Consider the following 26625-nt stretch of genomic DNA (forward strand, 5'->3'; position numbering starts at 1 on the left):
GCAGTTAATTACACAAGCTGCGGCGACAGGTCCCGTAATGCCGAACCCGCCTGCAAGGGCTGCGCAGTGACACCGAACGCCGGACTCGACAACAGAGCGCCGGCTGGCACCAGCGACATCGAAGACAGGTTGCCGTTCCTGGCGTATTGATAGGAAAGGTCGCCGCCCATCGCCGCCGTATCGCTGCCGCTCAGGTAAAAATTGAGCAAGGAGGACGACAGTGCCCAACTCGTCAATGCCGGATTCGCAGTCCGGGCAGCATCAAAAGCCCCGACCAGACCGTCGAAGTTGAACTGCTCTACTTTCTTGTTGTTCAGCTTGTTGGCCGACGCAGCGTTGTAGTCACTGCCGCCTTCGATGATCATCTGCAGATTGGCAACGCTGCGATTGGCAGGCGCCGCGTACCAGTCCTTGAAGGTGATCTGTTCGGCCACGCCGGTCACCAGCACCAGGTCGTTCGCGGTTTTCTTGAACAGCAAATCCGCGTACAGCACGCCCTTGCCCAATGAGACGGTATCGTCCTTGCCGGCGCTGGCATGGACCACATCCTGCCCGTCTCCGCGGTTGAAGGCGATGATGTCGGCCCCGTTGCCAGTGACGATCAGGTCGTTGCCGGCACCGCCGATGAACATCTCCTTGCCAACACCACCGGTGAGCGTGTCGTTACCGGCCCCACCATCGAGCAGATTATTGCCCAAGGTATCCGTGAGCGCGTCGATGCCGGCACCGCCCTGAAGCAGGTCGTTGCCCGCGTCGCCGTTCAGCACGTTGTTGGCACCATTTCCGACGAGCAGGTTGTTGATTGCGTTACCGGTGCCGCCAATCGGGTTCGCGCCTGTCAGGAACAGCGCTTCGATATTCGCGCTCAATGTGATGCTCACGCCGGATTTGACGGTATCGATGCCTTCGTTAGCCAGCTCGACCACGGTATCGCCGGCATTATCGACGACATAGGTGTCGTTACCTGCACCACCGGTGAGTGCATCCAAGCCGGCGCCACCATCGAGCACGTTGTTGTTGGAATTTCCCTTGAGTACGTTGTTGCCGGCATTGCCCTTGCCATCGACCGCCAGGCTACCGGTCAGGGTCAGGTTGTCGAGGTAGGCGCCCAGGTCGTAACTCAAGCCCGTCTGCACGGTGTCGACACCAACGTAGTTGCCTTCGTTCACGATATCGCCAGCATTGTCCACAATGTAGAGATCGTTGCCGGAGCCGCCGTTGAGGATATCGGCCCCGCTACCACCGTCGAGCGTGTTGTCGCCTGAGTTACCGGTCAGGACATTGTTCAAGGCGTTGCCGGTGGCGTTGATCGGCGCCGTGCCGGTCAGGGTCAGCGCCTCGATGTAGTTGCCCAGGACAGCGCTCACGCCCGACTTGAGCGTATCGTTGCCTTCGTCTGCGGCTTCCACTGCCAGGTCCGATGCCTGATCGAACACATACACATCGTCGCCCGCGCCGCCGGTCATGGTGTCGGCACCGAGGCCACCGTCCATGGTATCGTTGCCGGCACCGCCATTGAGCTTGTCGTTGCCGTCCAGGCCATTGAGGATATCGTTACCTGCGCCACCATTGAGCTGATCGGCAGCGGCAGTGCCCGTCAATGTCAGGTTCTTGACACTGACGACGAGATCGAAGACATCGCTTGCGCTCAAATTGCCGGTATCCCGGGCGGTCACTTTCACACTAAACGTTCCGGCAGCCGGCGGGGTGCCGCCAAACGCCCGGGTAGTGGCGTTGAACGAGAGCCAGCCAGGCAAAGGCGTGCCGTCGGCCATGGTGGCGCTGTAGCTGAGTACCGTTCCCGCATCCGGATCGGTGAATGCGCCAGCCGGCACCACATAACTGAATGCCGTGCCCAGGGCATTGGCCTGGTCGGCAAGCGCGGCCGCCAGGACCGGCGTGCGGTTCGCCGGGCTGACAACCAGCGGCAGGTCGATATACCCTCGGCCGCCATGGTTGTCCGTTCCCCACAGCTTGACCGGAACCGATCCCACGTCGGTGGCGGTGGGCGTGCCGGTGAAGGTACGCGAGGCTGCGTCGAACTTCAGCCATGCCGGCAATGGCACATCGTTGGCCAACGAGGCGCTGTAGGCGAAGGTATCCAGGGGGTCCGGATCGACCAGGGTATTGGCTGCGAGAGTGAAGGTGAGCAGCTTGCCCACCTCCGCCTTGAACGGCGCTACGGTCACCGGGCCGCGTACAGGCACCTTGTTGGCGGTGGAGATATCCACCAGGCTCTGTATCTTGGCCTGATCCCATACGGCACCGCTGACGAACTCGACGCGCTCGATCTTGTTGTTAACGATCGCGCCATCCTTGCTCACGTCGGCGATGAAGTACTTGGAGAAGGTCACTTGATCCGTGGTGCCCTTGATGAGCAGAAGCAGATTGTCGCCACTGCGTTGCGCAATGACGTCTGTTTCGGCGATGTCTTTGCCGAAGCGCAGCGTATCGACGGCACCGAGCACATCGTCGTTGATGATCGCATCCTTGCCATCGCCACGTTCGACGACATACACATCGTTGCCCGCGCCGCCGGACAGGGTATCGTCGCCGGCAGCGCCGAGCAGCTGATCGTTGCCTGCAAGGCCGGACAGGGTGTTTTTCATTGCATTGCCCTTGATGACATTGTCCAGCGCGTTGCCGAAACGTGAGAGGGCGGCGCCGGTCAGCGTCAGGTTCTCGATGCCGTCGTACAGAGCGTATTGGGAGCTGATACTTGTTTCAACCGTATCGTTACCGCTTTCCTCGAAAACCATGTCGTCGATGCTGTCGATGACGTAGGTATCGTCACCACCGAGGCCGTAGAAATAATCGTTGCCGCCCCCGCCGTCGAGGCGATTATTGCCCGCATTTCCCTGGATCGTATTGCCTGTCGCATTGCCAGTGGCATCCATGTTTGCCGTTCCCAGCAATTCCAACGATTCCACATTGGCGGGCAAGGTAACGCTCGCGCTGGAAGTGATCCTGTCGTGCCCGCCGCCAGGCAGTTCGACGACGCTATCGAGCGCGCTGTCGACCACGTAAGCGTCATTGCCGGCACCGCCGGACATGGTGTCGGCGCCCAAGCCGCCATCGAGCGTCTGGTCGCCCGGCCCCGCGCTGATCTGATTATTGAGGTTATTACCAGTGAGCACGTCCCCGCTTCCCGCACCGCTGAATACGAGGTTCTCGACATTGGCCGGCAGCGTGTAGTTAGGCAGCGCTGTCCGCACCGTGTCGATGCCCTCGTTGAGGTTTTCGATCACGCTATCGTCGGCGTCATTAATCAGGTAGGTATCGTCGCCCGTGCCGCCTTCCAGGGTATCGCGTCCGGATCCGCTTTCGAGTTCATCGTTGCCACCGAGTCCCTTGATCAGGTCGTTGCCAGCCCCGCCCTTCAGGGTATCGTTGCCGGCAGTGCCAGTCACGGTGTTGTTGGCGCTGACGACAATATCGAACACATCCGATGCCGTTTTGCCGCCCAGATCAGTGCCGGTGACTTTCACGCTCACGGTCCCCGCAGCGTTGGACAAGCCGCTGAACTGACGCGTGACCGGATCGAAGGTCAGCCATGCCGGCAAGACGCCGCCTGTGCTCAGGGTAGCGCTGTACGCAACCACGTCGCCTTTGTCGACGTCGTTGAACACGTCGCCCAGGGTGAACTGGAATGCTGTTCCTTGCGACGTGACGAGGTCGGGTATGGCCAACTGGACCGTGGGGGCGATGCTCACCGGACCAATGTTAATAAAAAACTGACGCGCGGTGGTTTGGCCGTACAAATCCGTGCCGAAGAGGTGGAACGCCACCTGGCCCTGGTCATTGGCGCCCGGAGTACCCCACAACTTCATCGTGAGGGGATCGAATTTCAGCCACGCAGGCACCGCAGGGTAGCCGGGCAATACGCCGACAGCAAACGACAATACGTCATAATAATCCGGGTCGATGATGCGGTCAGTAGGCAGCACAACGCTGAACGTACTGTTGACGTTGCCGTTCATGTCGAATGCCCAGTCGGATATAAACGGTTTCGTGTTTTTGTGGGGAACCGCCATCTGATCGATGGCCGCCGTACTCCAGCTGACGCCCTCGGCAAATTGCACCTGTTCGATCTTGCCAGTGCGTACACCGTTGGTTTCCAGGAAATAGTCCTCTACAAACAAGGTGTCCTTGGAACTGCGGATGGTCAGCACCAGCTTGTTTTCCCAGCGCTCGACCAGCACATCGCTGGCCACCACGTCTTCCGCGAAGCGGATGATGTCGACCTTGCCGGCCGCCGTGTCGCCGGTGACGATGGCATCCGGGCCGTCGCCATGGCCGAACAGGAAGATATCGTTACCCGCGCCGCCCACCATGCGGTCGCGCCCTGCACCACCGTCGAGCACGTCGTCGCCGGCGCCGCCGTCGAGCGTGTCGTTGCCTGCGCCACCGGACAAGGTGTCGTTGCCCTGCAGACCGAGCAGCGTATCCTGGCCTTTGCGGCCGCTGATGACATCGTTGCCCGCGGAGCCGTCGATCTTGTCGTCCAGGTCGGTGCCTCTGAACACCGCCTGCTGGACCAGAGACGGAGTCCACAAGGTGCCATCGGCAAAGGCGATCTGCTCGACCGCCAGATTCAGGTCGGTCCTTCCGCTGAAATAGCTCCAGATGGTGACCCCGTCACCGCTGTTGCCGAAATTGAGGCGCAAGGTGGGACCGTCGCGTACGGCCTCGACATCGCCCGGGGCGAGACCGGCACCAAATTCGAGCCGGTCCACGTCCGGCATGGTGACGGCCGGGCTGACGTCCGAGATCGTATCTTTACCGTCGCCCTTGTTGAAGCGGTAAGTGTCCGCGCCGGCGCCGCCGATAAGGTCATCGCTGCCGGTCCCGCCTGCGAGGGTATCGTTGCCGGCACCGGCGTCGAGCCGGTCGTTGCCGGCGCCGCCGTCGAGCAGGTCGTTCGCATCGGTGCCGTACAGCTTGTCGTTACCGGCAGAGCCAACCAGCAAATATGGCAGGATCTGGGCCAGGGTCCAACTTGTTCCGTCGGCAAATTTGATGAACTCGACCTGCGACAGCGCGAGCTCGTCCGCCTTGAAGTAGTTCAACACGCGCAAGCTGTCGCCTGTCGCCGGCAGACTCAGTATCAGATCGTTGTCGAAGCGGGTCGGCTTGACGTCGCCCACCGCGACGCCCGGCAGGAACTCGATGGTGTCGATGCCTGCTTGCGACGGCAGGTCCTGGTTGTCGATGGTGTCGTTGCCGTAGCCTTTGCCGAAGACATAGGTGTCGGCACCGCCACCGCCCTTGAGGACATCGTTGCCGGCGCCGCCGTCGAGGCGGTCGTTGCCGAAGGAGCCGAGCAGGGTGTCGTTGCCGCCGAGACCCTTGAGGGTATCGTGGCCCCAGCCGCCTTCTTTCGCATCGGCTGCCTCCGTGCCGGTGACCATCTGGTTCGGATCGATCATGATCGGGAGTAAGGCAGAACCAACTCCGCCGTTGACGTCACTTGCCTTGACCAGCACCTTGTACTCGCCCGCTGCTGGCGGCGTACCGGAAAACGTGCGGGTGGTCGTGTCGAACTTCAGCCACGCCGGCAACGCGCTGCCATCGGCCGCGGTGGCGGTGTACGTCAGCACGTCGCCCACATCCCCGTCCGTAAAACTCCCTTGGGGCACGGTAAATTTCCACGGATCGTTCGCCGCCCCGCCTGGCACCTGAGACCACGAACCGAACGTTGGCACGCGGTTTTCAACATCGAGTTTCATCAGCGTTTGGGCGCTCAGGCCGTGCGCGTCGGTGGCCGTAATGGCCAGCACGAGGCGTTCGAGTGCACTCGGGGTACCGCTCAGTACACCTGTCTTGGCATTAAAGTTCAACCACGATGGCAGGCTTGCGCCCTTGTCCAGGGTCACGCTGTAGGTCAGCGCATCCTTGTCGGGGTCGGCAAACAAGGCGGCCGGCACGGTGTAGCTGAACTGCGTACCGCGCAGGGCCTTGGCATCGGCCGGGGCAGCACTCAACACCGGCTTGCGGTTGGCCGCACCGATGTCCACGGCAATGCCGATCCCGGCACCTGCGCCGTAATTGTCGGTCGCCAGCACCATCAGCACCAACTGTCCGACGCTGGCGCCGTCGGGCACGCCGGACAGTGTGCGTGTCGCGGCATCGAATTTGACCCATGCGGGTGCGGGCGAGCCGTCTTGCAGCGTAACTGAGTAGTGGAGCGTGTCGTCTGCATCCGGATCGGTCAGGTTCGCCGAAGCGAGGGTGTAGCTGAACGAATCGCCCGCGCGCGCTTTCAGAAGCGGCACGCCAGGACCGGCAACCGGAGATTGATTATTTTCCTGCCGATGAACGATTGCCGCGATTTTCTCCGGGGTCCAAACCACGCCGTTCGCGAATTCGATGCGGTCGACCTTGCTGTCGGACACGATTGTTCCCGCCACCGTATCGGCAGCGAAATAATTGTTTAGGAAGACTTGCTCATTACTGTCCTTGATCATCAAGGCCAGATGATCCCCGTTACGTGAAACGATGATATCCGTGTCCGTAATGTCTGCACTAAAACGCAGGACGTCCACTGCCTGGGGGATCGCCAGATTGCCGGTATTGCGCAGCAGATCGACATTGTCGATGGTGTCTCTACCGTCGCCACGCTTAAACAGATAGACATCGTTGCCGGCACCACCCATGAGCATATCATCACCGATGCCACCAGTTAGTTGGTCCGCACCGCCACCGGCACTCAGGAAGTCGACCCCGATGCCGCCATCGAGCTTATTGTCTTTATCATTGCCGAAAATGGCATTGGCAAGCTCATTTCCAGTGCCATCAATGTTGCCATCGCCGATCAGCGTCAGGTTTTCGAGATTGTCACCAAGTTGGTAGCTGACGCTGCTATTGACATTGTCCACACTCGTACCGGCTACAACTGCTGCAGACGGGCCACTCGCCATCATCAATGTACCGCCGATGGGATCAAAGCCGCTGCCCGATGACGATTTTTTGCCAGCAGCGCCTGTTGCCGACGGCGCTGTTTCGCGGATGATATCGCCCTCGTTGTCGACGTTGTACACATCGTCACCGTCGCCGCCGTCGAGCACGTCGGCACCGGTACCGCCATCGAGCGTGTCATTTCCGGCACCGCCCTGCAGCACATCGTCACCGCCCCCGCCGCTGAGCTGATCGTTACCGTCGCCGCCGTCAAGGAAATCATTGCCATGGAATTCGACCGCCAGTGTGGCGGCGTCATCGTCGCCGAGCAAAAGGTCATCACCGGCGCCGCCAATCAGATTATCCTTGCCGCCGCCACCGATCAGCTGATCGTCGCCGTCGCCGCCGTCGATCATGTCATCGCCCTGAAAGCTGCCTTCGAGAACCGCGCTTCGCTCGTCACCGAACAGAACGTCTTTGCCACTGCCGCCGCTTAGCGTGTCATCTCCGCCGCCGCCTTGGCCATAGTCGTCGCCATCTTCGCCGACTAGATAATCATTTCCCCATACGACCGTGCCTTCGCCACCTCCCACGTCAGCGGCGAGAATATCGCCGATCAGGTTGTCGTTGCCTGAGCCACCATACAAAGTATCGCTCCTTGCACCGCCAATCAGATTGTCGTCGCCATCCTCGCCGTCAAGATAGTCGCTACCTTGGAACTCGACCTTGACGTGGCTCGCAGCGGCGGTGGCGCCGTAAGAGTCGCCATACAGGTTATCGTTGCCAATGCCGCCGAACAAGGCGTCATCGCCGCCGCCACCGGTCAGGAAATCATTGCCTTCCTCCCCATCGAGGTAGTCGTCGCCCCACATCAGGGCATTGTCCGCAGGTGAGCTGAGGTTGTCTGCGCTGGTATCGCCCATTAAATTGTCAGCGCCAGAGCCGCCGTACAGCGTGTCGTTCTTGCCACCGCCCTCGAGATAGTCGTCGCCATCTTCGCCGTCGAGGTAGTCTTCGCCGTGATATTCAAGATTGTCGTTGTCTTTGCCATGGGTTTTTCCGCTTGAGTCCCCCACCAAACGATCGTTGTCCGCGCCGCCAAAAAGAGCATCAGACCCGCCGTCGCCCTCCAACATGTCGTTACCGGCACCGCCATCGATAAAATCGTTACCTTGCAGGGCTGCGGGCACGAAGTTGTAATTATCCTGAGAGGTATTACCATCCCCCTCAATGTTGTCGTCGCCCTCGTTACCTTCGAGTACGTCGTCGCCGCCAAGGCCACCAATGCCATCGACACCCTTGCCACCAAGAATATGATCCGCGCCATTGCCACCAGTGAGTCGGTCATTACCCTCGCCACCGTCGATGTAATCCGGATCGTCACCGTAAGGCGGGTTAGCACCATAGGTCATGAGGCTGGTGTCACCCTCCCCAAAAGTCTTAATCGTGACGCCCCAATTGGCGCCAGTGGTCAGGAGTTGCTCACCCGCACGCGGCGTGTAGCTGTCTTTCGCATCCCTCCTTACAGGCACGCTCAAGATTGATGAGCTATATATGTAGTCGTTTCCTTTCCCTCCCAGAATGTAGTCACTACCCTCACCGCCACCGATCATGTCGTCCCCATCGCCCCCATCGATGTAGTCGGCCCCCATGTCGCCGCTAAGCGCGTCGTTACCGCCAAAGCCGAATAGTTTGTCGTTCACGATGCTGCCGTAAATTACATCGAAAAAGTTTGCCTGCGCGACCGCATTGGTCAGCGAGCCGTCGGCCTGCCACTGGGAAGTCGCCCAGTTATACCGAGCGTCTGGATTGCTCAGCGCCGGGCTTTGATCGCCCTTGTAGAGACGCGTGATTTCGCCAACGTCTTTCAAGGCAAGGGTAAAAGTATTCGTCGTTGCAGCGCCATCCTTACCGGAAACCGTAGCCGCCACAGTCGCGCTGGCGCTGGCACTCAACGGACCATCCTGGACCAGTGCAAACGAAACCTGGGTTTGTCCGTCCACCAACGGGATGACCGCACCGCTGGCGGGAACCGTAATGTCGCCGAGAATGGCTTTCAAGGTTCCACCCGCGCCCCCGATATTCAAGGTGACGCTCTGCCCTGCCTTGGCTGCGTGGTTGAGGTAGACGGTGAAGGTGCGCCCGGTGCCTTCCACCACATTGACGCTGGCACCGGATAAGCTGCCCGGATCGAATCCGGGTTGGCTCCAGAGGTTAGTGCCACCACCGACCTTGATTGCTGCCTTGACCGTGCCATCGAGCTGAATGCCCAGATAGCCGCCGGCCTGCGCCCTGGCGAAATCGAAATTGCCGATGGTAACGCTGTTCTTGCCATCATCGCCCTTGGCGATGACCAGCTTCTTGCCTGTGCTGCTTTCCGGGTCGTCCAGTAACGACAGGGTGGCCGACGCGCCGCCGCCCATGTCGAAGCGCCATTGGTCGCGCTTGCCATTGCCGGTGCCTTTGCCGATGGTGACGCCATCGATCTGCACACGGCCCATGCCGCCGAGATCGTAGATGGTGTCGTTGCCGTAGTCGCCGCTGAAGACGTAGGTATCGTTACCTTCGCCGGCGTTTAACAGGTCGTTGCCGACGCCACCGTCGAGTTTATCGTCACCGCTGCCGCCCAGTAGCTTGTCCTTGCCGGCACCACCGGTGAGGGCGTCCGCGCCGTCATTGCCTTCGAGATGGTCGTCACCCGCGCCGCCGTCGACAATGTCGGCCCCGCCGCCGCCGAACAGGCTGTCGTTTCGACTGCCGCCCTTGATATCCGATTCACCCTGATCGCTGCCGAATACAACTAATTTGGCGGAAGTGATATCTTCCTCGCGCCTGATGATCAATTTGCTTGCTCGGTCGGTCCAGACTATATCGTCGCTGTCGTAACTGGTTGCCGACTTATCAGCAGCATTTTCTGCACCAACGGTTAAATCGTAGCGCCCATTTTTGATACTGTAATACAGCTTTCTTTTAGCCAGATCAGCACGCGTGTTGAGATACTCGTTGCTCAAGTTGGCATCGCCATGAAGAAAATCTTTGCTTCCGAGCTGAAGATCCTTGTTAAACTTTTCCGCAAGCTCGGGATTAACCGCTTGCAGTTGTGCTAATGCCATGTCGGCGCCGATGGACAAGGCAAACGGAGTCAAATACACCACGCTGAGCAAAGCGCCGAAATCCTTCCTGGCGTCCGAACCTGTCGTTTCCGCTCCGGAAAGCTGCATCTTGCCCAGCAATCCTTTGTAAGCGGCACTATCCGTAACGGCGGTAAGGACCTCATAAAACTTTGTGCGCCCGGTATATCCTCCTTCGTTGTCTTTGTCGGCGAAATCCAGCAAGGCCCATGTACCGCCGCTTGGGCTGCCCACGAGCTGTCGGTACTTGTCCTTTCCGAGGAACATGCCGGCGAGCGCATTTACAACGTTTTCCAGTACATCGCCTTCCGCCGCTCCTTGGCCACTACCGATAGCGCCCCCGGCTGCCACCGATAGATTGGAGGCTGCAATCAATATATCACGCACTAGTAGGGCCGCTTTATCGCGAGTACCATCAGCCGTTGTCACCAAGTTGAGCAATGAGGACTGCACGTTTAGCGAGTCTACCAACAGTACGAGGCTGTGCGTGTCACCGAACGATTGCGTGTCGTAGTTACTCTGCAGCAGCTGTAAGTAGCCATCTAGAAACGAGGCCTTGAATGCATCCCACGGAAAACCGCCGCGAAATTCTGGCTGATCTTCGATGAAAACTGGTACATGCTTCCCAAGATGCCACTGACTATTGGACACAGCAGACCATTTGGTATCGCCGACGAGGTCATACTGAGGACTTGGCGCTACGCCATGTAGATCGGCAGATGTCAGCAATGCCTTTTGCCCGGAGGCCTGATTAAATCCATCTAGAAGCGACGCTGCTTTGCTTAGCTTTGATGTAAGTAGCATGGCCATGCGGTAGTTAAAATCTTCGGCAGCGACTAATTCGTTAGGAACCTCCCACGGCTTTTTCCCCTTACCACCGGATTCCAGTTTACCTGTCCGATCAACTTCGGTCTGGAGACGCTGTATTTGCTGAAGCGCCACCATCATTAGCTTGAGACCCTCCAAATTTTCCCCAGGAGGTAGTTCTTGGTTGCCCCCCCCGGTTGCCGCAACGATGGAAGCATTTAATTTGGAAATGGCCGCACCAACAGTAAGTGTCTTGGCCTTTAATTGATCGTGTAACGTGATGTACTCCGCCGAGACCTTAAACGCCTGCAATCGCTCTCCTACGACAACGGGACTTTGACGTAATTCTGTAAACAACGTCAACGCACCAGCGAGATCTCCTTGTACGATTTTTCCAACTCCGGCACCGTTGAAAGTTACAACTTCTTTGGCATCTCCACCGTGTAACATGTTGAAAGCCGTGGCAAGATGACCACCGAGGCTGTAGCCAGTAATTGCTAATGGACCAGATAATGTACCATCTTTTTTTAACTTTGCGTACCATGCTTCCATGTCCGCAATTTGTCCCCAAGCCCAGCCAGTCTCCTGGATTTCCATTGTATTGGTGGAAACACTGTCGCGGACCGCGTCATCGACAAATTCCGTACTTCGTAACGAAATAACCTGTTCACCCGCTTTTGCTCCCGTGGCGACATCATCTGCAACGCAAACAAAGAGGGTTCCAGAAAAGCCAGTCCCTGTATTCTTAATTTGGTCTAATGCTTTCCAGTGCTTAGCGAACTGTTTTGCTTGCGCCTCAGAAAATACACTATTACGGCCATTGCCTACCTTTAAGACCGAAATTAACTCGCCACCAGACCCACTGAGGGCCCCCGTTACTCGATCAGCGATAAATGCTTCCGCTGCCATTTGCAGTTCCGCGTATTTCAAATACTCATTAATTTTTAAATTTTTCATTATTTCGCTACGTGTGGACGAAGAACTTTTTCAACAAAAACCGCTGTTTGATTTGGCTGACTCCCAAATGCCGGCGCACTACCAAAACTAGGACATGCGTTACTAGTTGCCCACAGCCAAGGAGCGCGCCCACCTGATGTATCTCCCTGAGCAGAATCGTAAAAATAACCAATTCGCTCCGCTATTACCTCGTTCTTTTCCAGATCGATAACCTTCAACGAACTCCCCGCAATCCAATAATCACGATCCTCTTTAGTAGATATATCATCATAAGTAACCCCGTAACGAGGTGCAGGACTATTCGCCAATGACTTAGAATGGACGAAAATTTTGTGCCCTGGCAAAAACCCTTTTTTTGTTAACGCTGGCTCTTCAATTCGCCCAGTATAGCGGTAACGTTTCCCGTCTGTTCCATCTACCGCATCGACAAATGCATATGCAATGTGCGGAGGAAAATCAGGCGGAAGAACTTTCGGAAGCGTTACTTCGGTCGTGTAGGCACCGCGAAGAAAACTGCGAATATAGGTCTCGCCCCCGTGATCTCGCCCATAGGGGTCGTCATACGTATATTGTTCAGAGCGGTTAATTTTTTCAGGACGCACTTTGAGAAGGTAGACTCCTTCTACATTTTCTACAGTCCTATGGATAAACTCTCCAGCCGTTTTGCATCGCGCCTCAAATCTAACAGTTGCCGGATCCAATCGATCTTTCTTCAAAGACTGCTCTGAAGCGCAACCTGCGAAAAACGTGGGAATAAACAGCGAGACAATCAATCTTAAAGCATTATTTTTCATTTCGATTTCCATTAAATTATTCACACAAATCATGTCACTTTATATACCAATAAATGCAATATCCGCTCTGTACGTGAATAGCCTTTCGACATATCTTCATTGTCAGTGGTATAGTTTTCACTATTAAAAAATGGCTCTATTACTTTCGCGCTCTGCCCCACCGCGAAAAATTCCACGTTCATCGATGGGGGCGAAGAACTTTTTCAACAAAAATCGCAGCTTGGTCCAATTGGGCTGTAAAAGCATGTTCGGACCCGAAACTTGGACAAGAATTATTTGCCGCCCAAAGCCATGGAACCCGGCCACCAATTTTAGAACCTTGTCCAGAATCAAATAAGTAACCAATCCTCTCTGCTATCACCTCATTTGTATGCAAATCAATTACCTTGAGTGAACTTCCCGCTATCCAATGTTCACGCTCAAACCGTGTCGAAATGTCGTCATATGTAACGCCATATCGCGGCGCAGGCCCCGTAGCCAAGGACCGTTCAAACACGAAGCGCTTATGGCCTTTTAAATAGCTCTTATCTGTAAGCCATGGCTCTTCAACCTTTCCAGTATATCGATATCGCTTTCCATCCACTGCATCGATGGCCTCAGCAAATGCGTACGCAATATGGGGCGGAAAATCCGCAGGCAATTTCTCCAGCCGGTTGTTTTCAACAGCATACGCGCCATGAAGAAAACTTCGCACATAAAAATCTCCGCGAAAATCTCGCCCATAAGGATCGTGCAGCTCAAATTGATCGGATAAATCCGTCTTCACAGGGCGGATCTTAAGAATAAACACACCCTCGACGTCATCAACGGTTTTATATATTTTCTCTCCGGCCAGTCGACAACGATCCTTAAAAATAGAGACCGCAGTATCAAGATTAGGATGTGTCTTTTTGGGCGCATATTCTGTTACGCAGCCTGCAAAAATTAACAATGGTGGAAGCAAGAAAAATAGTGTTAACAAATTACATCTCATTAAAATTCAACTCCCAATTCTATTATTTAAAATTTTGCAAAAACATTATTTGCAAATATTTCCACGTTCCCAATTTACCAATTTACCAATATCCATATTCAGACTTTGATTTGCCGCTTCCCCCTTCAAAATACGGCGGAAGGCTTTCACCATAAAGCTGCTGCTTGGTTTGCAAGATTACCAAAGGACGGCGAGCGAAATTTCTTCAATCAAAAAACCTCGCTCAGCCACGCTTTACCTACACTACTCACCAACGACAACCGACAGCCGACAGCCGATTTCATGACCAAGCCCTGCAGTCAAGTTTGTACACTTAGTTGATAAACTACGAAATTCAAACATCCCTTTCTGCCACAATAGACCCAGATGTTCTTCCAAAACCAAAAAAATATGCCTGACGGGGATCGCCGAATTAGAAGACTAATGACCGCGTCGCAAGCTTAGATTTATTCGCTTTTACCCCCTGATTATTTTGTATAGAGTAGCATCAATAATTTCCAGAGTTAAATTTCTCATTTTGCCGTGCTCATCAAACATAAATCTAATATCAATTTTTGCCGCAGGATCTGACCAATTGGATGTATCAAACGGCGCTCCAATATTTTTCACTCTCCACTTCCTGACAAAATTGCATCGTAGCTCTTTTTACACCTGACCAGTAAGGCATGCCCCACCGTTCGTAACAAAAGTCGTTTCAATTTTAATTAACTCTTGCTCCGCGAATAGATTCTTGACCAATAACTCGAGTTTCGATTTATCAAGCCGCCCTGGTCCGTTCACGCCATAGCTTCCACCGGTTTGATTTCCACTGCCGTGTGAATTTCGCACGAGATCTGATAAGACGTCGTTATCCAGAACGCTAAAATCGTCCGCCGCGACTGGATAATAATGGCACGCTGCCAATGTCAAACTCAACGATAAAATCAGCGTGCTGATCAATCGATTTTCTATTTTTGACACGAAAAATTTATCGTCACTGCGCCTTATATGCATTACTCCGATAATAGAAAATATTTCAAACTGAAATTGCTGCGCTGTGATCCCTTTGCAAACTCCGAAGCGAACGGCGGGAACGTCCCGACTGAGGAAAAGAAGTAACTTGTCAAGCACTCATCGTTCGCGCGCCGCTTCAGAAACCGCTTTCTGCACCGGCGACAGCAGGTACTCCAACACCGTCCGTTGACCCTGATTTATCTCGACCACCACCTGCATCCCCGGCGTGATATGAAGGCGCTTGCCTTGTGGATCTTTCAGCGCTTGCTGATCCAAGCGGATACGCGCCTTGTAACTTGCGCTACCGCTCGCATCTCCATTACGCCCGCCTCCGCCTGCTTCCCCCCGCGACGGTTCACTGGCATCAGCGCTGATGTGAATGACCGTCCCGCTTAACATGCCATGCCGCTGAAACGGATACGCCGCCAGCTTCACCTTGGCGCTCTGCCCCACCGCGACAAATCCCACATCCTCGTTCTTGATGTTCACATCGGCAAACAGCAGCTCATCTTTCGGCACCAAGGTCAGCACAACAGCGCCGGGTTGTACCACCGCGCCGGCCGTGGTCGTCGCCAGGTCCTTGATAACGCCATCCTGCGGCGCGCGCAGCACCATTTGTCCTTCGCGATAGCTGGTCTTGTCCAGGCTGGGCTGCAATTGACCGACCTTGGCACGAATATCCGCCAGTTCGCGCTCCAGCTCGCTCTTGTACGTGCTGTGCAGCTGGCTAAGTTTTTGACGCTGGGCCGTCATCGCCGAATTCAACGCGGCGACCGTCGAACGCTGTGCATCGAGGTCCTTGGCCTTTTCAATCGCCTCGCGCTCCTTGTCCGCACTCTGGCGCACCGGCACATAGCCCTCGCGCGACAGGTCGGCCAGACTTTTGGCGGCCGCCTGGTAGGTGGGCAAGGTCTGCTCCAGCTTGGCGAGCGTTTCACCCGCGCTTTTCTTTTCAAATGCCATCTTCTGCAGCACGGCCTTTTCTTGCTCCAGGCTGTCGTTGAAAGCGCTGCGGCGCGCCTGGTACTGGCGCTGCACCTGCGCGAACAACAGCACGTCGTCATCCGCACGCGCCAGCATCGGTTTGCCGGACAGTTCAGCCTCGATGCGGCGTGCCTGCATTTTTTGGGTCCCCAGGTCGCTACTGACGCCGGTCTTGTCGGCGCTGGCCAGGGTCGCATCCAAGCGCGCCAGCACCTGCCCGGCCTTGACCGTGTCGCCTTCACGCACCAGCAGTTCCTTGACCACGCCCGCCTCGGACGGCTGCACGATCTTGACCAGGGTCTGCGGCGCCAGCTTCCCATCGGCGCTGGCGATGATGTCAAGCTTCCCAAACGCAGCCCACACGATCAGGACCAGCACCAGTACCGACACCGCACGCAGCACCATGCGGCCTGCCGTGCTGGGATCCTGCCGTTCGATACGGCTGAGGGGGTCGTGCCAGCGCTTGGGTGGACGTAGTGGAATCACTGTTGCCCCGGTTGGGTCGGCGGGGGACGATGGCGTGGCCGCAGCGGCGGACGTTTGACTCGGGTTCATGGTTTTCATCTTCGTTCAGTCGGTGGTAACAGACGATTCCGCGTTCGGGCCAGGGCTGCCGAGCGAGGCCGCAACCGGCGCAAGGACAACGCGCTGCGCGCCCTGCGGACTCAGGCGATAGACCGCGTCCAACTGCAAGCCCTTGGGCAGGCCGTGTGTAATGAACAGCATCGTGACCTTGCCGCGCAGGGCGTTGATGGTGCGGGCGAATTGTTCGGCGGTCGGCTGGTCGAGCGCACTGGTCGCTTCGTCGAACACAAGAATGCTCGGCCGCTTGAGCAGGGCGCGCGCAATCGCGATGCGTTGCTTCTGCCCGCCAGAAAGGCCTGCCCCGCGCTCGCCAATCTCGGTCTGATAGCCCTTCGGCAGCGCTTCAATCGCGCTGTGGATTTCCGCCATCTGGCAGGCCGCCGTCACCTGCTCGAAACTGGCATCCGGGCTGGCCATCTGCAGGTTTTCGAAGATCGTTCCCGAGAACAGCACCGTTTCCTGCGGCACAACCCCGAAGTGGCTGCGCAGTTCATTGGCCGACAGATAGCGGATATCGACGCCGTCGACCAGAATGCGCCCGGCGCTCGGCTGGTAAAACCCTTGCAGCAGCTTGGCCAGCGTGCTCTTGCCGCAACCGGAAGCGCCCATGATGCCGATGGTCTGCCCTGGCTGCACCGTCAGCGACAGGTTTTGATACACCAGCGGCAAGTGCTCGGCGTATTTGAAGGCAACCGTATCGATCTCGATCTTGCCGGCGCGCGCATTGGCGCGCGCGGGAACCAGGGAATACGGTTCCACCGGCGCGTTCATCAAATCGCCCAGACGGTCGACAGACAAGCTGGCTTGCTGAAATTGCTGCCACAGCCCGACCAGGCGCAGCATCGGCTGCGACAGGCGGCCGGAAAACATCTGGAACGCGATCAACATGCCTATCGTAAAATCGGTGCTATTCATCACGGTATACGCGCCAATACCGAGGATGAGAAGGCTCATCACCTGCTCCAGCAGGTTCGACAAGGTGTTGTAGCCATTCGCCAGTTGCTTGGTCGACAGGCTGGCGTCAAGATAGCTGCCCAGGTAATTGCTGTAGCGTGCGTCGAGCTGGGGTTCCATCTGCAAGGACTTGACCGTTTCCAGCCCGCCGATGTACTCGGTCAGGAAGGCCTGGTTGCGCGCCCCCAGCAGGAATTGCTGTTGCAAACGGTCCTGGAAAATCGGCGCCACAATCATACTCAGCAAAACGATGACTGCCAGAATCGCCAGCACCACCAGGGTCAGGGTGACGCTGTAGTAAAACATGATCGCCACAAAGATCAGCAGGAACGGTAGATCCAGCACCAATGTCACGGCGGCGCTGGAAATGAATTCGCGGATCGTTTCAACGCCCTGCAGGCGCGCGGCGATGACACCGGTAGGCCGATGCTGGAAGTACATCGGCGGCAGCTTGAACAGGCGCCCGAATACGGAGGCGCCGAGGGCGGCATCGACCCGGTTACCGGTATGCAGCACCAGATACTGGCGCATCCACGACAGCGCCGCCGAAAACAGCATGAACACGGCCATGCCGATGGCAATCACGATCAGCGTGCTCTGGCTGTGATGGACAACGACCTTGTCAATGATCGCTTGCGTGAACAGCGGCGTGGCAAGGGCGATCAGCTGGATCACCAGTGAGGCAAGCAACACTTCCTGCCACAGTTTTTTATGTTTCAGCAATTCCGGGACAAACCAGCTAAAGCCGAAACGGCGCGACTGGCGCGCCAGTTCCTCGCTGTCGGGGTCGCTGGCATCCACGTTTGCAGGCGCCACGCGCAGGACGTTTCCCAGAAAACGCTCACCAAACTCGGCCAAGGGAACGGTGCGGGGTGCGGCATCGCCGGGCTCGACGATAAGGAGACTATCGCGGTCGGCCTGGAGGACAAGAGCGACGACGCAAGTGGCCTCAGCCCCCGTACCAGCCGTTTCCTCGCTATCGCGTAAAAACGCGACCAGCGGGAAAGACTCCCTGTACAGCTTTGCCGGCTTGGCCGAGGCCACACCAGCCTTGAACCCGAATGACTCCATGGCAGTTGCAAGCGACGCAATCGAGTGCGGTGCGGCCAATTGTTGCTGGGCTATATCAGGAGAGTATGGTTTTCTGTGAAGGGCACATAGGCCCTGTAAAACCCAGAAGAAAGACGCATTGGTGATACCGGTGTGTTTCATATTGAACCAAAAACCTGCTGTGGAAGAACCGGACGACGCCCTCTACGACTCGTCTGGAAGGCGGATGAGGAAGGCGCGGGAGGCCGAATGACGACAATCAATCCGTTTCATAAACCAACTAACAATTGCTAAGTAGCATTGTAAACACCGTGCGAGACCTTTAACCTTATATTTAGATTATTATTTTTTACCTGTAGAGTTTTCATAACCACAAGTATTAAATTTCAATACCATTACGAATGTCCCAAAAATCCTTGGCGAAGCCCGATCAATCTCCACCGCAAGACGCTCAGACATGGCGACGCGGCTCATCCGCTGCCCGTTCGATCGCTTTGCCTCGCCAGCGCGCCGAGGCGGTAAAATGGCGGCCTCACGACGCGGCCGAGAAAACGCCGCGCCTGCACCGGATTGAAAGTAACGATGACCACCACCCCTTCAGAGATCAACGCTGCCGCCGTCAAAAATGGCCCGACGGAAAAACACACGCCGATGATGCAGCAATATCTACGCATCAAGGCCGAGTACCCGACCATGCTGGTCTTCTACCGCATGGGCGACTTCTATGAGCTGTTCCACGACGACGCCGAAAAAGCGGCGCGCATCCTCGGCATCACCCTGACCGCGCGCGGCGCCTCGAACGGCAACCCGATCAAGATGTGCGGCATCCCGTTCCACTCGCTCGACCCGTACCTGGCAAAACTGGTCAAGCTGGGCGAATCGTGCGCGATCTGCGAACAGATTGGCGATCCGGCCACCAGCAAGGGCCCGGTCGAGCGCAAGGTCATGCGCGTGGTCACTCCCGGCACCCTGACCGACGCCGACCTGCTGCCCGAAAAAGCCGAACGCCCCCTGCTGGCCATGTGCATGATCAGCCAGCGCAAGGTCGTCACCACGGGCCTGGCGTGGCTGTCCCTGGCCAGCGGCGGCCTGAAACTGATGGAATTCTCGGGCGACAGCCGCACCGTCGGCCTGCGCCTGCGGCAGGAACTCGAACGCATCGCCCCGGCCGAAATCCTGCGCAGTGACGGTAGCGGCGCCGAGCTGTTCGAAGACGACGGCACCGCCCACACCCAGCGCGTACCTGACTGGCATTTCGATGTCGTCGGCGGCCACAAGGCCCTGCTCGACCAGCTGGGCGTGGCCACCCTCACCGGTTTCGGCGCCGATGGCCTGGGCGCCGCGTTCGGCGCGGCCGGCGCGCTGCTGCGCTACGCCCAGTCGACCCAGGGCCGCGGCCTGCAGCACGTGCGCAGCCTGTCGACCGAAACCGAGAACGAATTCATCGGCCTCGATGCCGCCACCCGCCGCAACCTGGAGCTGACCGAAACCATCCGCGGCCAGGAGTCGCCGACCCTGTTCTCGCTGCTCGACCACTGCCGCACGGCGATGGGTTCGCGCCTGCTGCGCCACTGGCTGCACCATGCGCGGCGCGACCAGAACGTGGCGCGCGCGCGCCATGCGGCCATTGCCGCCCTGGCCCAGAGCGACGCCGCCGGCGCGCTCTCGGCCACCCTGGCCGAGGTGCCGGATATCGAACGCATCACCACGCGCATCGCGCTGCTCTCGGCGCGCCCGCGCGACCTGGCCAGCCTGCGCGACGGCCTGCGCCAGCTGCCGGCCTTGCGCCGCTCGGTGCAGCAAGCCTTCACCGCGGGCGAGGAAAGCCTGCTCTCGACCATCCACGACGCGCTGGCCACGCCCGCCATCTGCCTCGACCTGTTAGAGCGCGCGGTCGCCCCGGAACCGGCGGCCATGGTGCGCGACGGTGGCGTGTTCGCGCGCGGCTTCGACGCCGAACTCGACGAACTGCGCGGCCTGTCCGAAAACGCCGGCCAGTTCCTGGTCGACCTTGAAACACGCGAGCGCGCCCGCACCGGCATCGCCAACCTGCGCGTCGAGTACAACAAGGTGCACGGCTTCTACATCGAGGTCACGCACGGCCAGACCGACAAGGTGCCGGACGATTACCGCCGCCGCCAGACCCTGAAAAACGCCGAGCGCTATATCACGCCGGAACTGAAGGTCTTCGAGGACAAGGCCCTGTCGGCGCAGGACAAGGCGCTGGTGCGCGAAAAAATCCTGTACGAGCAGCTGCTGGCCGACCTGGCGCCGCACATCGGCACCCTGCAAACCATTTCGCAGGGCCTGGCGCAGCTCGACACCCTGACCGCGCTGACCACCCACGCGCTGCAGCACAACTGGTGCGCGCCGCAACTGGTGGGCGAACCCTGCCTGGTGATCTGCGAAGGCCGCCATCCGGTGGTGGAAAAGCAGATCGAGCGCTTCATCGCCAACGACTGCAAGTTCAACGACGAACGCCGCCTGCTGCTGATCACAGGCCCCAACATGGGCGGTAAATCGACCTTCATGCGCCAGGTGGCCTTGATCACGCTGCTGGCCTACATCGGCAGCTACGTGCCGGCCGCCAGCGCGACCATCGGCCCGATCGACCGCATCTTCACCCGCATCGGCGCCACCGACGACCTGGCCGGCGGACGCTCGACCTTCATGGTGGAGATGACCGAATCGGCCGCGATCCTCAACGGCGCCACCGCGCAGTCGCTGGTACTGATGGATGAAGTGGGGCGCGGCACCTCGACCTTCGACGGCCTGGCACTGGCCTGGGCCATCGCGCGCCACCTGATCGACACGAGCCGCAGCTTCACCCTGTTCGCGACCCATTATTTCGAACTGACCCAGCTGCCCGAAAGCCACCCGAGCGCGGCCAACGTGCACCTGTCGGCGGTCGAACACAAGGACAGCATCGTGTTCCTGCACGCGGTGCAGGCCGGACCGGCGTCGCAGAGCTACGGCCTGCAGGTGGCGCAACTGGCCGGCGTGCCGCAGACGGTGATCAAGGCCGCGCGCAAGCACCTGGCGCGGCTCGAATCGCAGGCACTCGACACCACGCCGCAGCTCGACCTGTTCGCGCTGCCCTGCGTGGAACCGGACGACGCGGCGCCGGCCAGCGGACCCGATGCTGCGGCCGATGCGCTGCACGAGGCCCTGGCCGCCATCGACCCGGACGCCCTGACCCCGCGCGAAGCACTTGAGCAGTTGTACCAGCTCAAGCGCCTGGCCACGCCATGATGCGTAGCGCACCACTTGCCGCGCTCCTGTGCGCCGCCCTGCTGGCGGTGCCGGCCGATGCCGCCGCCGCGCAGGGCCGCGCCGCCGCGGTGAAAGGACCGGCGCCCTACCAGTTCGCCATCATCGGGCACCGCTTCACCGATGGCGGCGGCGACGCCCAGCTCGAACAGGCGATTGCCGCCAGCGACGATGGCGCCGTGGCCTTCGTGGTCGCCACCGGCATCAAGGGCGAGCGCGAGCCGTGCAGCGACGAGTTGTACACGCAGCGGCGCGACCTGTTCGCGCAGGCGCGCCGGCCGATGATCGTGGCGCCGGCCGCCAGCGACTGGAGCGACTGCATGAATGCCGCCGGCAGCCAGCTGGCGGTGGACCGCCTGAACCGCATGCGCGAATTGTTCTATCCCGACGCCGAATCGCTCGGCAAGCGCACCTTGCCCTTGCTGCGCCTGTCGAGCAGTTCGCAGTTCCGCAGCTACGCCGAGAACGCGCACTGGATTGTCGGGAACGTGCTGTATGCGACCATGAACCTGCCGTCGGATAACAATCACTACCGCCCCGAGGCGGGCCGCAACAGCGAATTCGAGGACCGCGCCGTGGCCAACCGCTTCTGGCTCAAGCGCGTGTTCGGCACGGCCCAGCGCAAAAAGCTCGACGCGGTGGTGCTGTTTACCGAAGGGAACCTGAAGGCGCACAGCGATAAGCCGGGGCTGCTGGCGATGCTGGGGTCGAGCGACAGCCGCCAGGACGGCTATGCGGCGGCGCGCCAGCAGGTGGTGACGCTGGCGCAAAAATTCGCGGGGAAGGTGCTGCTGGTCGATACCGCCGCGCCAGCGGGACCGGCGCCGGCGATTGCCTGGCGTGGCAACCTGGGACATGTGAGCGTGGGCTCGAGCGTGCTGCGCATGCGCGTGGCGCCAGGCAGCGAGAAGATGTTCCTGCTTCAAAAACCGTAAAGCGGACGCGGTGCCGGGCCTGGGCCGCGGCACCGCGCAGATACGGATGCAGGGCGGCCGCGGGGCCGCCCTGCATACCGGGGTTTAATGCACGGGGTGGCTGCGGAAGTGGTCGCCCTCTTCGCCGTCATCATCCTCGTCATCGTGGTCGTGGCCATGCGCGCCATGCACGTGGCCGTGCGCGATCTCGACATCGAGTGCGTCGCGCACATCGGTCACTTCCAGTTCGAAACGCAGCGCCATGCCGGCCAGCGGGTGATTGCCGTCGAGGACAACCTTGTCGTCGGCGATGTCGGTGACGGTGAAGATCATTGCTTCTTCGGTGCCATCCGGGCCATCGGGCATGCCTTCGAACTGCATGCCGACTTCGAGCGGCTCCGGCAGGCGCTCGCGCGCTTCGACCTTGACCAGCGAGGAGTCGTAATCGCCGAACGCATCGTCCGGCTCGATCTGCAGGACGCAGGCATAGCCCGTTTCCTTGCCATCGAGTTCTTCTTCAATCTTCGGCAGGGTATTCTCATAGCCGCCGTGAAGATAGACCATCGGCTTGCTGCCGTCTTCGATCAGATTGTTCTGCGCGTCGGACAATTTGTATTTGACCGTTACGACCGTGTTTTTGGCAATCTTCATAGTGCTTCCTTTCAGTGTGTACTGGCCGATTATACCTCCCCGCCGCCTTGCCCAGTTTCGGACTTGGTTATAATGTCGCATGAAAAAATTAACGCTCTTGGGCGATATCACGCCCGCCCAGTTTTTACGCGATTACTGGCACAAGAAACCGCTCCTGATCCGCCAGGCGATTCCCGGCTTCAAGCCGCTGCTCAAGCTCGATGCCCTGGCCGCGCTCGCCAAGCTGAACCATGTCGAATCGCGCCTGATCACCCAGGTCGACGGCGACTGGAGCATGCAGCACGGTCCGCTGACCGAATTGCCGCCACGCACGCAACGCGAATGGACCATGCTGGTGCAGGGCGCCAACCTGGCCGACAAGGGCGCCGACGCGCTGCTGCGCCAGTTCCGTTTCATTCCGGATGCGCGCCTGGACGACCTGATGATCAGCTACGCCACCGATGGCGGCGGCGTCGGTCCGCACTTCGACTCCTACGATGTGTTCCTGCTGCAGGCGCACGGCAAGCGGCGCTGGCGCATCGGCGCGCAAAAGGACTTGTCGCTGGTCGAAGGCAAGCCGCTCAAGATCCTCAAGAATTTCAAGCCGCAGGAAGAATTTCTGCTCGAACCGGGCGACATGCTGTACCTGCCGCCCCATTACGCGCACGATGGCGTGGCCGAGGGCGAGTGCATGACGTACTCGATCGGCTTCCGTTCGCCGTCCTACCAGGAACTGGGCGAAGCATTCCTGCAGTTCATGGCCGACTCGATCGACCTGCCGGGCCGCTATGCCGATCCGGACCTGGAAGTGGCAAGGAACCCGGCCGAAATCCCGCGCAACATGCTCGCCGCGATTACCGAGGAAATGAACAAGGTGCGCTTCACCGAGGAAGACGTGACGATCTTCGTCGGCGAGCACATGTCCGAACCGAAGCACAATGTGTTCTTCACCGGCCCGGCCAAGCCGTTGACGATGGGACGCTTCGCCGAGACTGCCGCCAAGCGCGGCGTGGCGCTCTCGCTCAAGTCGCAGATGCTGTATCGTGGCAAGCACGTCTTCATCAATGGCGAATCGTTCGCCGTGGGCCGCGCCGACAAGGCCGTGCTCGATGTGCTGGCCAACGAGCGCGCCCTGCCCGGCGCCGCCCTGGCCGGGGCCTCCGACGACGTGATGGAAGCGCTGTACACCTGGTACCAGGATGGATGGATTGAACTCGCCTAAAGGAATTGCCATGACCGACGCCACCGCACTGCCGTTCAACTCGCACGCCGAATTCGAGGCGCAGCTGCGCGACTGCCTGGGGCGGGCGCGCTCCACCTTGCAATTGTTCGATCCGGATTTTTCGGTCTTTCCGCTTGGCAGCAGCGAGACCGATGCCGCACTGCGGCATTTCCTGGCCGGCGGTGGCGCCATCCAGATCGCCATGCATAAGAGCGACTATATTGAACGCCACTATCCGCGCTTCCTGCGCCTGCTGCGCGAGTTCAACCACAAGATCGAGGCCCGCGCCACGCCGCGCTCGCTGCATCACCTGACCGATTCCTTCTGCATCGCGGACGGCACGCATATCGTGCGCCGCTTTCACAGCGACCACATGCGCGGTGAAGCCGCCTTCGAACTACCGCAGGCGACCGAACTGAGCCAGGAAAGATTTTCGGGAATCTGGATGGAGGCGGTTTCAACGTTACATCCGACCACCACTGGTTTGTAAGGGTTTGTAAGGCCCGAAACGGCCGCCTCAGAATATAAATCGGAGATGAGCCAAGTTGGCCGATGAAATGAGCATAAAGATGCCTTTTATCACAACATGAATGTTGCCAGTTCGCAAAAAGCTTCCATAAAAGCATCTTCCCGCTATTGCGAAGCACCAAATTTAGCTATAATATCGGGTTAGGAAGTTTCCGTTGTCTGTCAAGCACCATTACAGGTACGAAAGCTAACGAGAATTCCCTAACGAGCGATAATTACCGGTAATTATTCATCGCAACACACGTCGTCATAATTTAGTGAATTAATTAAGGAAAACCCATGAAAAAATCTTTGCTGATCGTCTCCCTGTTGGCTGTTGCCCTGGCTGCTTGCACCAAAAAAGAACCAGAAGCAGTTCCTACCCCAGTTGTGGAAACCCCAGCAGTTGTGGCCCCGGCAGCTGACGCTCCAGTTGCTCCAGTTGCTCCAGCAGCAACCGAAGCCGCTGACGCAGCGGCTACCGCCGCTTCGGCCGCTTCCGTAGCAGCTGACGCTGCTGCTGCCGCTTCGGTTGCCGCATCGGCTGCAGCCTCGGCTGCTGCATCGGCTGCCAAGTAATCAGCACGAGTTGGAAAGGCCGGCCTGCGGGCCGGTTTTTTTTCGCCCAGAGATTTGTATGCCGGGGCTGTGCCTGCGGCCCGTCGGTCGCGGGCCAGGCCGACATCGCGCTGCAAAGCCGCATGGACGTAAAAAAACCGGCCGAGGCCGGTTTTTTTATTGCTGCGTCGAAGCTTACTTCAATTCGTCGCTCAGCAGTTTCAGGATCTTGGCACCGGTCGGCGATGTTTCCGCCTTGCCGTCGTTGCTCTGTACCGCCACCTTGCTCACCGTCGCACCCGCTTCGGACTTGACCGTCACGCGGTAGCGCTGCGCTTCCTTGGCTTTGTCGGAAGATGCGCCAAAGCTGAACAGCTTGCTCAAGAAACCGTCCTTATCGGCCAGGTCCGGATCGACATAGCGCACGAAATAGACGCCCTGCACGCGGTCGCGGTCTTCCACCGTGAAGCCGACCCGGTCCAGCGCCAGGCCAACCCGGCGCCAGGCGCGGTCGAAACCTTCGGCCACTTCCACCGTATCGCCGATCAGCTTGGCGTTCTGGGGAACGGCGACCGCCGCCGCCACGGCCGCTTCGGCCGGCTTGACGTCGGCGATGCCCGACAGCTTGGCCAGCAGGCGGCTCAGGAATTGCGCTTCCAGGCCCGGATCGTTCGGACGCACGGTCCAGGTGGTCGAATCCTTTTGCGAACCGACCAGCACTTCTTCGGCGCCGCGGTGGCTGATGTAGATTTCGGTGCCGTTCGGGGTGCGCTCCAGGCGCGTGCGGAACTTGTCGCGCTCGCCTGTCGAGTACAGCGAATCGAACACCTTGCCGATCGACTGGCGGATGAAGTCTTGCGGGATCTTCGAGCGGTTCTCGGCCCAGTCGGTCTCCATGGTGCCGGTGGTGGCCGACTCGCTGATGACGGTAAAGCCCGCATCGGCCCAGAACTGCTTGAGCTGCGGCCACAGCTGCTCCGGCGTCTGGTTCACCACCAGCCAGCGCTGGTTGCCGCTGCGCTCGACCTTGATGCCGTCGCCGCCGGCCAGCGCCACCGCCTGCCCGCCTGGCGCCGGCATCGCCGTCGCGCCCTTGGGCTGCTGGTAGGTCGAGGCGCTGGCCACGCCGCGCGTTTCGGGAATGCTGTAGCGGTTGTCGCGCTCGAGCTGGGTCAGGTCGGGCGGCACGTCCAGCGACGCCGCTTTCTTGGCGCCGCGGTAATCGAGCTTGTCCTGTTCGATGACGGAACTGATCATGCCGCAGCCGGACAGGCTGACCATCAGCGCCGAAAGCACCAGGGTGCGCGTTGCCGCCGGGGGGATTGCCGTGGCCGAGGCCTTGTTAATTGTCTTGCGAATAGTCATGTCGTTACTGGATGAGAAGCTGAAAGGCAGCTGG

At 58.9% G+C, this 26625-nt stretch carries 14 protein-coding genes; 5 read left to right on the forward strand and 9 right to left on the reverse strand.

Annotation, left to right across the window (positions count from 1 at the left end; all coding sequences use genetic code 11):
* Positions 1-8: 8 nt before the first annotated feature.
* The 7 genes from RBA41_RS23245 to RBA41_RS23275 all read right to left on the reverse strand — a co-directional run bounded on the left by RBA41_RS23245 (position 9) and on the right by RBA41_RS23275 (position 18146).
* The gene (locus tag RBA41_RS23245) at positions 9-11792 is read right to left on the reverse strand and encodes a putative Ig domain-containing protein (protein WP_306626616.1); all 11784 of its coding nucleotides are present in this window, start codon (positions 11790-11792) and stop codon (positions 9-11) included.
* On the reverse strand, positions 11792-12598 hold the full coding sequence (locus RBA41_RS23250; protein WP_306626617.1) for a hypothetical protein: 807 nt from the start codon (positions 12596-12598) through the stop codon (positions 11792-11794). Before RBA41_RS23250 ends, RBA41_RS23245 begins: the two co-directional genes overlap by 1 nt.
* A 166-nt stretch (positions 12599-12764) precedes the next feature.
* Positions 12765-13547: a hypothetical protein gene (locus RBA41_RS23255; protein WP_306626618.1), complete on the reverse strand. Its 783-nt coding sequence runs from the start codon at positions 13545-13547 to the stop codon at positions 12765-12767.
* A gap of 468 nt (positions 13548-14015) precedes the next feature.
* A complete protein-coding gene (locus RBA41_RS23260; protein ID WP_306626619.1) occupies positions 14016-14168 on the reverse strand; it encodes a hypothetical protein in 153 nt (50 codons plus the stop codon).
* Positions 14169-14204: 36 nt separating this feature from the next.
* Complete coding sequence (locus RBA41_RS23265; RefSeq protein ID WP_306626620.1) at positions 14205-14669, reverse strand: hypothetical protein; 465 nt, start codon at positions 14667-14669, stop codon at positions 14205-14207.
* The gene (locus tag RBA41_RS23270) at positions 14670-16100 is read right to left on the reverse strand and encodes an HlyD family type I secretion periplasmic adaptor subunit (RefSeq protein WP_306626621.1); all 1431 of its coding nucleotides are present in this window, start codon (positions 16098-16100) and stop codon (positions 14670-14672) included.
* Between the two features lie 6 nt (positions 16101-16106).
* Complete coding sequence (locus RBA41_RS23275; protein ID WP_306626622.1) at positions 16107-18146, reverse strand: peptidase domain-containing ABC transporter; 2040 nt, start codon at positions 18144-18146, stop codon at positions 16107-16109.
* A gap of 561 nt (positions 18147-18707) precedes the next feature.
* Between RBA41_RS23275 and mutS the strand changes: the two genes are divergently transcribed.
* Together mutS and RBA41_RS23285 are read left to right on the forward strand one after the other, a co-directional pair.
* Positions 18708-21377: a DNA mismatch repair protein MutS gene (gene mutS / locus RBA41_RS23280; RefSeq protein ID WP_306626623.1), complete on the forward strand. Its 2670-nt coding sequence runs from the start codon at positions 18708-18710 to the stop codon at positions 21375-21377.
* Positions 21374-22330 (forward strand): hypothetical protein, encoded by a 957-nt coding sequence (locus RBA41_RS23285; protein WP_306626624.1) that lies wholly within the window; start codon positions 21374-21376, stop codon positions 22328-22330. The genes mutS and RBA41_RS23285 overlap by 4 nt, the downstream gene beginning before the upstream one ends.
* Positions 22331-22414: 84 nt before the next feature.
* On the opposite strand, the gene RBA41_RS23290 is transcribed toward RBA41_RS23285, so the two are convergent.
* Positions 22415-22960 (reverse strand): FKBP-type peptidyl-prolyl cis-trans isomerase, encoded by a 546-nt coding sequence (locus RBA41_RS23290; RefSeq protein ID WP_099875828.1) that lies wholly within the window; start codon positions 22958-22960, stop codon positions 22415-22417.
* A 79-nt stretch (positions 22961-23039) separates the two neighbouring features.
* On the opposite strand from RBA41_RS23290, the gene RBA41_RS23295 reads away from it, so the two are divergent.
* The 3 genes from RBA41_RS23295 (at position 23040) to RBA41_RS23305 (ending at position 25247) form a co-directional block, all read left to right on the forward strand.
* Positions 23040-24161, forward strand: coding sequence for a cupin domain-containing protein (locus RBA41_RS23295; RefSeq protein WP_306626625.1), 1122 nt, complete (start codon positions 23040-23042; stop codon positions 24159-24161).
* 10 nt (positions 24162-24171) lie between these two features.
* Positions 24172-24651, forward strand: a complete 480-nt coding sequence (locus tag RBA41_RS23300; RefSeq protein ID WP_306626626.1) for a DUF7931 domain-containing protein — start codon at positions 24172-24174, stop codon at positions 24649-24651.
* A gap of 317 nt (positions 24652-24968) precedes the next feature.
* Complete coding sequence (locus RBA41_RS23305) at positions 24969-25247, forward strand: hypothetical protein (RefSeq protein ID WP_306626627.1); 279 nt, start codon at positions 24969-24971, stop codon at positions 25245-25247.
* A 174-nt stretch (positions 25248-25421) separates the two neighbouring features.
* On the opposite strand, the gene bamC is transcribed toward RBA41_RS23305, so the two are convergent.
* On the reverse strand, positions 25422-26591 hold the full coding sequence (gene bamC / locus RBA41_RS23310) for an NlpB/DapX family lipoprotein (protein ID WP_306626628.1): 1170 nt from the start codon (positions 26589-26591) through the stop codon (positions 25422-25424).
* Between the last annotated feature and the right edge of the window lie 34 nt (positions 26592-26625).

Source organism: Massilia scottii, from assembly GCF_030846495.1.
Lineage (GTDB): Bacteria > Pseudomonadota > Gammaproteobacteria > Burkholderiales > Burkholderiaceae_D > Telluria_A > Telluria_A violaceinigra.

Bases quoted from the DNA above. Each gene is read 5' to 3' on its own strand.
- RBA41_RS23245 (WP_306626616.1), bottom strand. From the start codon at position 11,792: ATGAAAAATTTAAAAATTAATGAGTATTTGAAATACGCGGAACTGCAA.
- RBA41_RS23250 (WP_306626617.1), bottom strand. From the start codon at position 12,598: ATGGAAATCGAAATGAAAAATAATGCTTTAAGATTGATTGTCTCGCTG.
- RBA41_RS23270 (WP_306626621.1), bottom strand. From the start codon at position 16,100: ATGAAAACCATGAACCCGAGTCAAACGTCCGCCGCTGCGGCCACGCCA.
- RBA41_RS23275 (WP_306626622.1), bottom strand. From the start codon at position 18,146: ATGGAGTCATTCGGGTTCAAGGCTGGTGTGGCCTCGGCCAAGCCGGCA.
- mutS (WP_306626623.1), top strand. From the start codon at position 18,708: ATGACCACCACCCCTTCAGAGATCAACGCTGCCGCCGTCAAAAATGGC.
- RBA41_RS23285 (WP_306626624.1), top strand. From the start codon at position 21,374: ATGATGCGTAGCGCACCACTTGCCGCGCTCCTGTGCGCCGCCCTGCTG.
- RBA41_RS23290 (WP_099875828.1), bottom strand. From the start codon at position 22,960: ATGAAGATTGCCAAAAACACGGTCGTAACGGTCAAATACAAATTGTCC.
- RBA41_RS23295 (WP_306626625.1), top strand. From the start codon at position 23,040: ATGAAAAAATTAACGCTCTTGGGCGATATCACGCCCGCCCAGTTTTTA.
- RBA41_RS23300 (WP_306626626.1), top strand. From the start codon at position 24,172: ATGACCGACGCCACCGCACTGCCGTTCAACTCGCACGCCGAATTCGAG.
- RBA41_RS23305 (WP_306626627.1), top strand. From the start codon at position 24,969: ATGAAAAAATCTTTGCTGATCGTCTCCCTGTTGGCTGTTGCCCTGGCT.
- bamC (WP_306626628.1), bottom strand. From the start codon at position 26,591: ATGACTATTCGCAAGACAATTAACAAGGCCTCGGCCACGGCAATCCCC.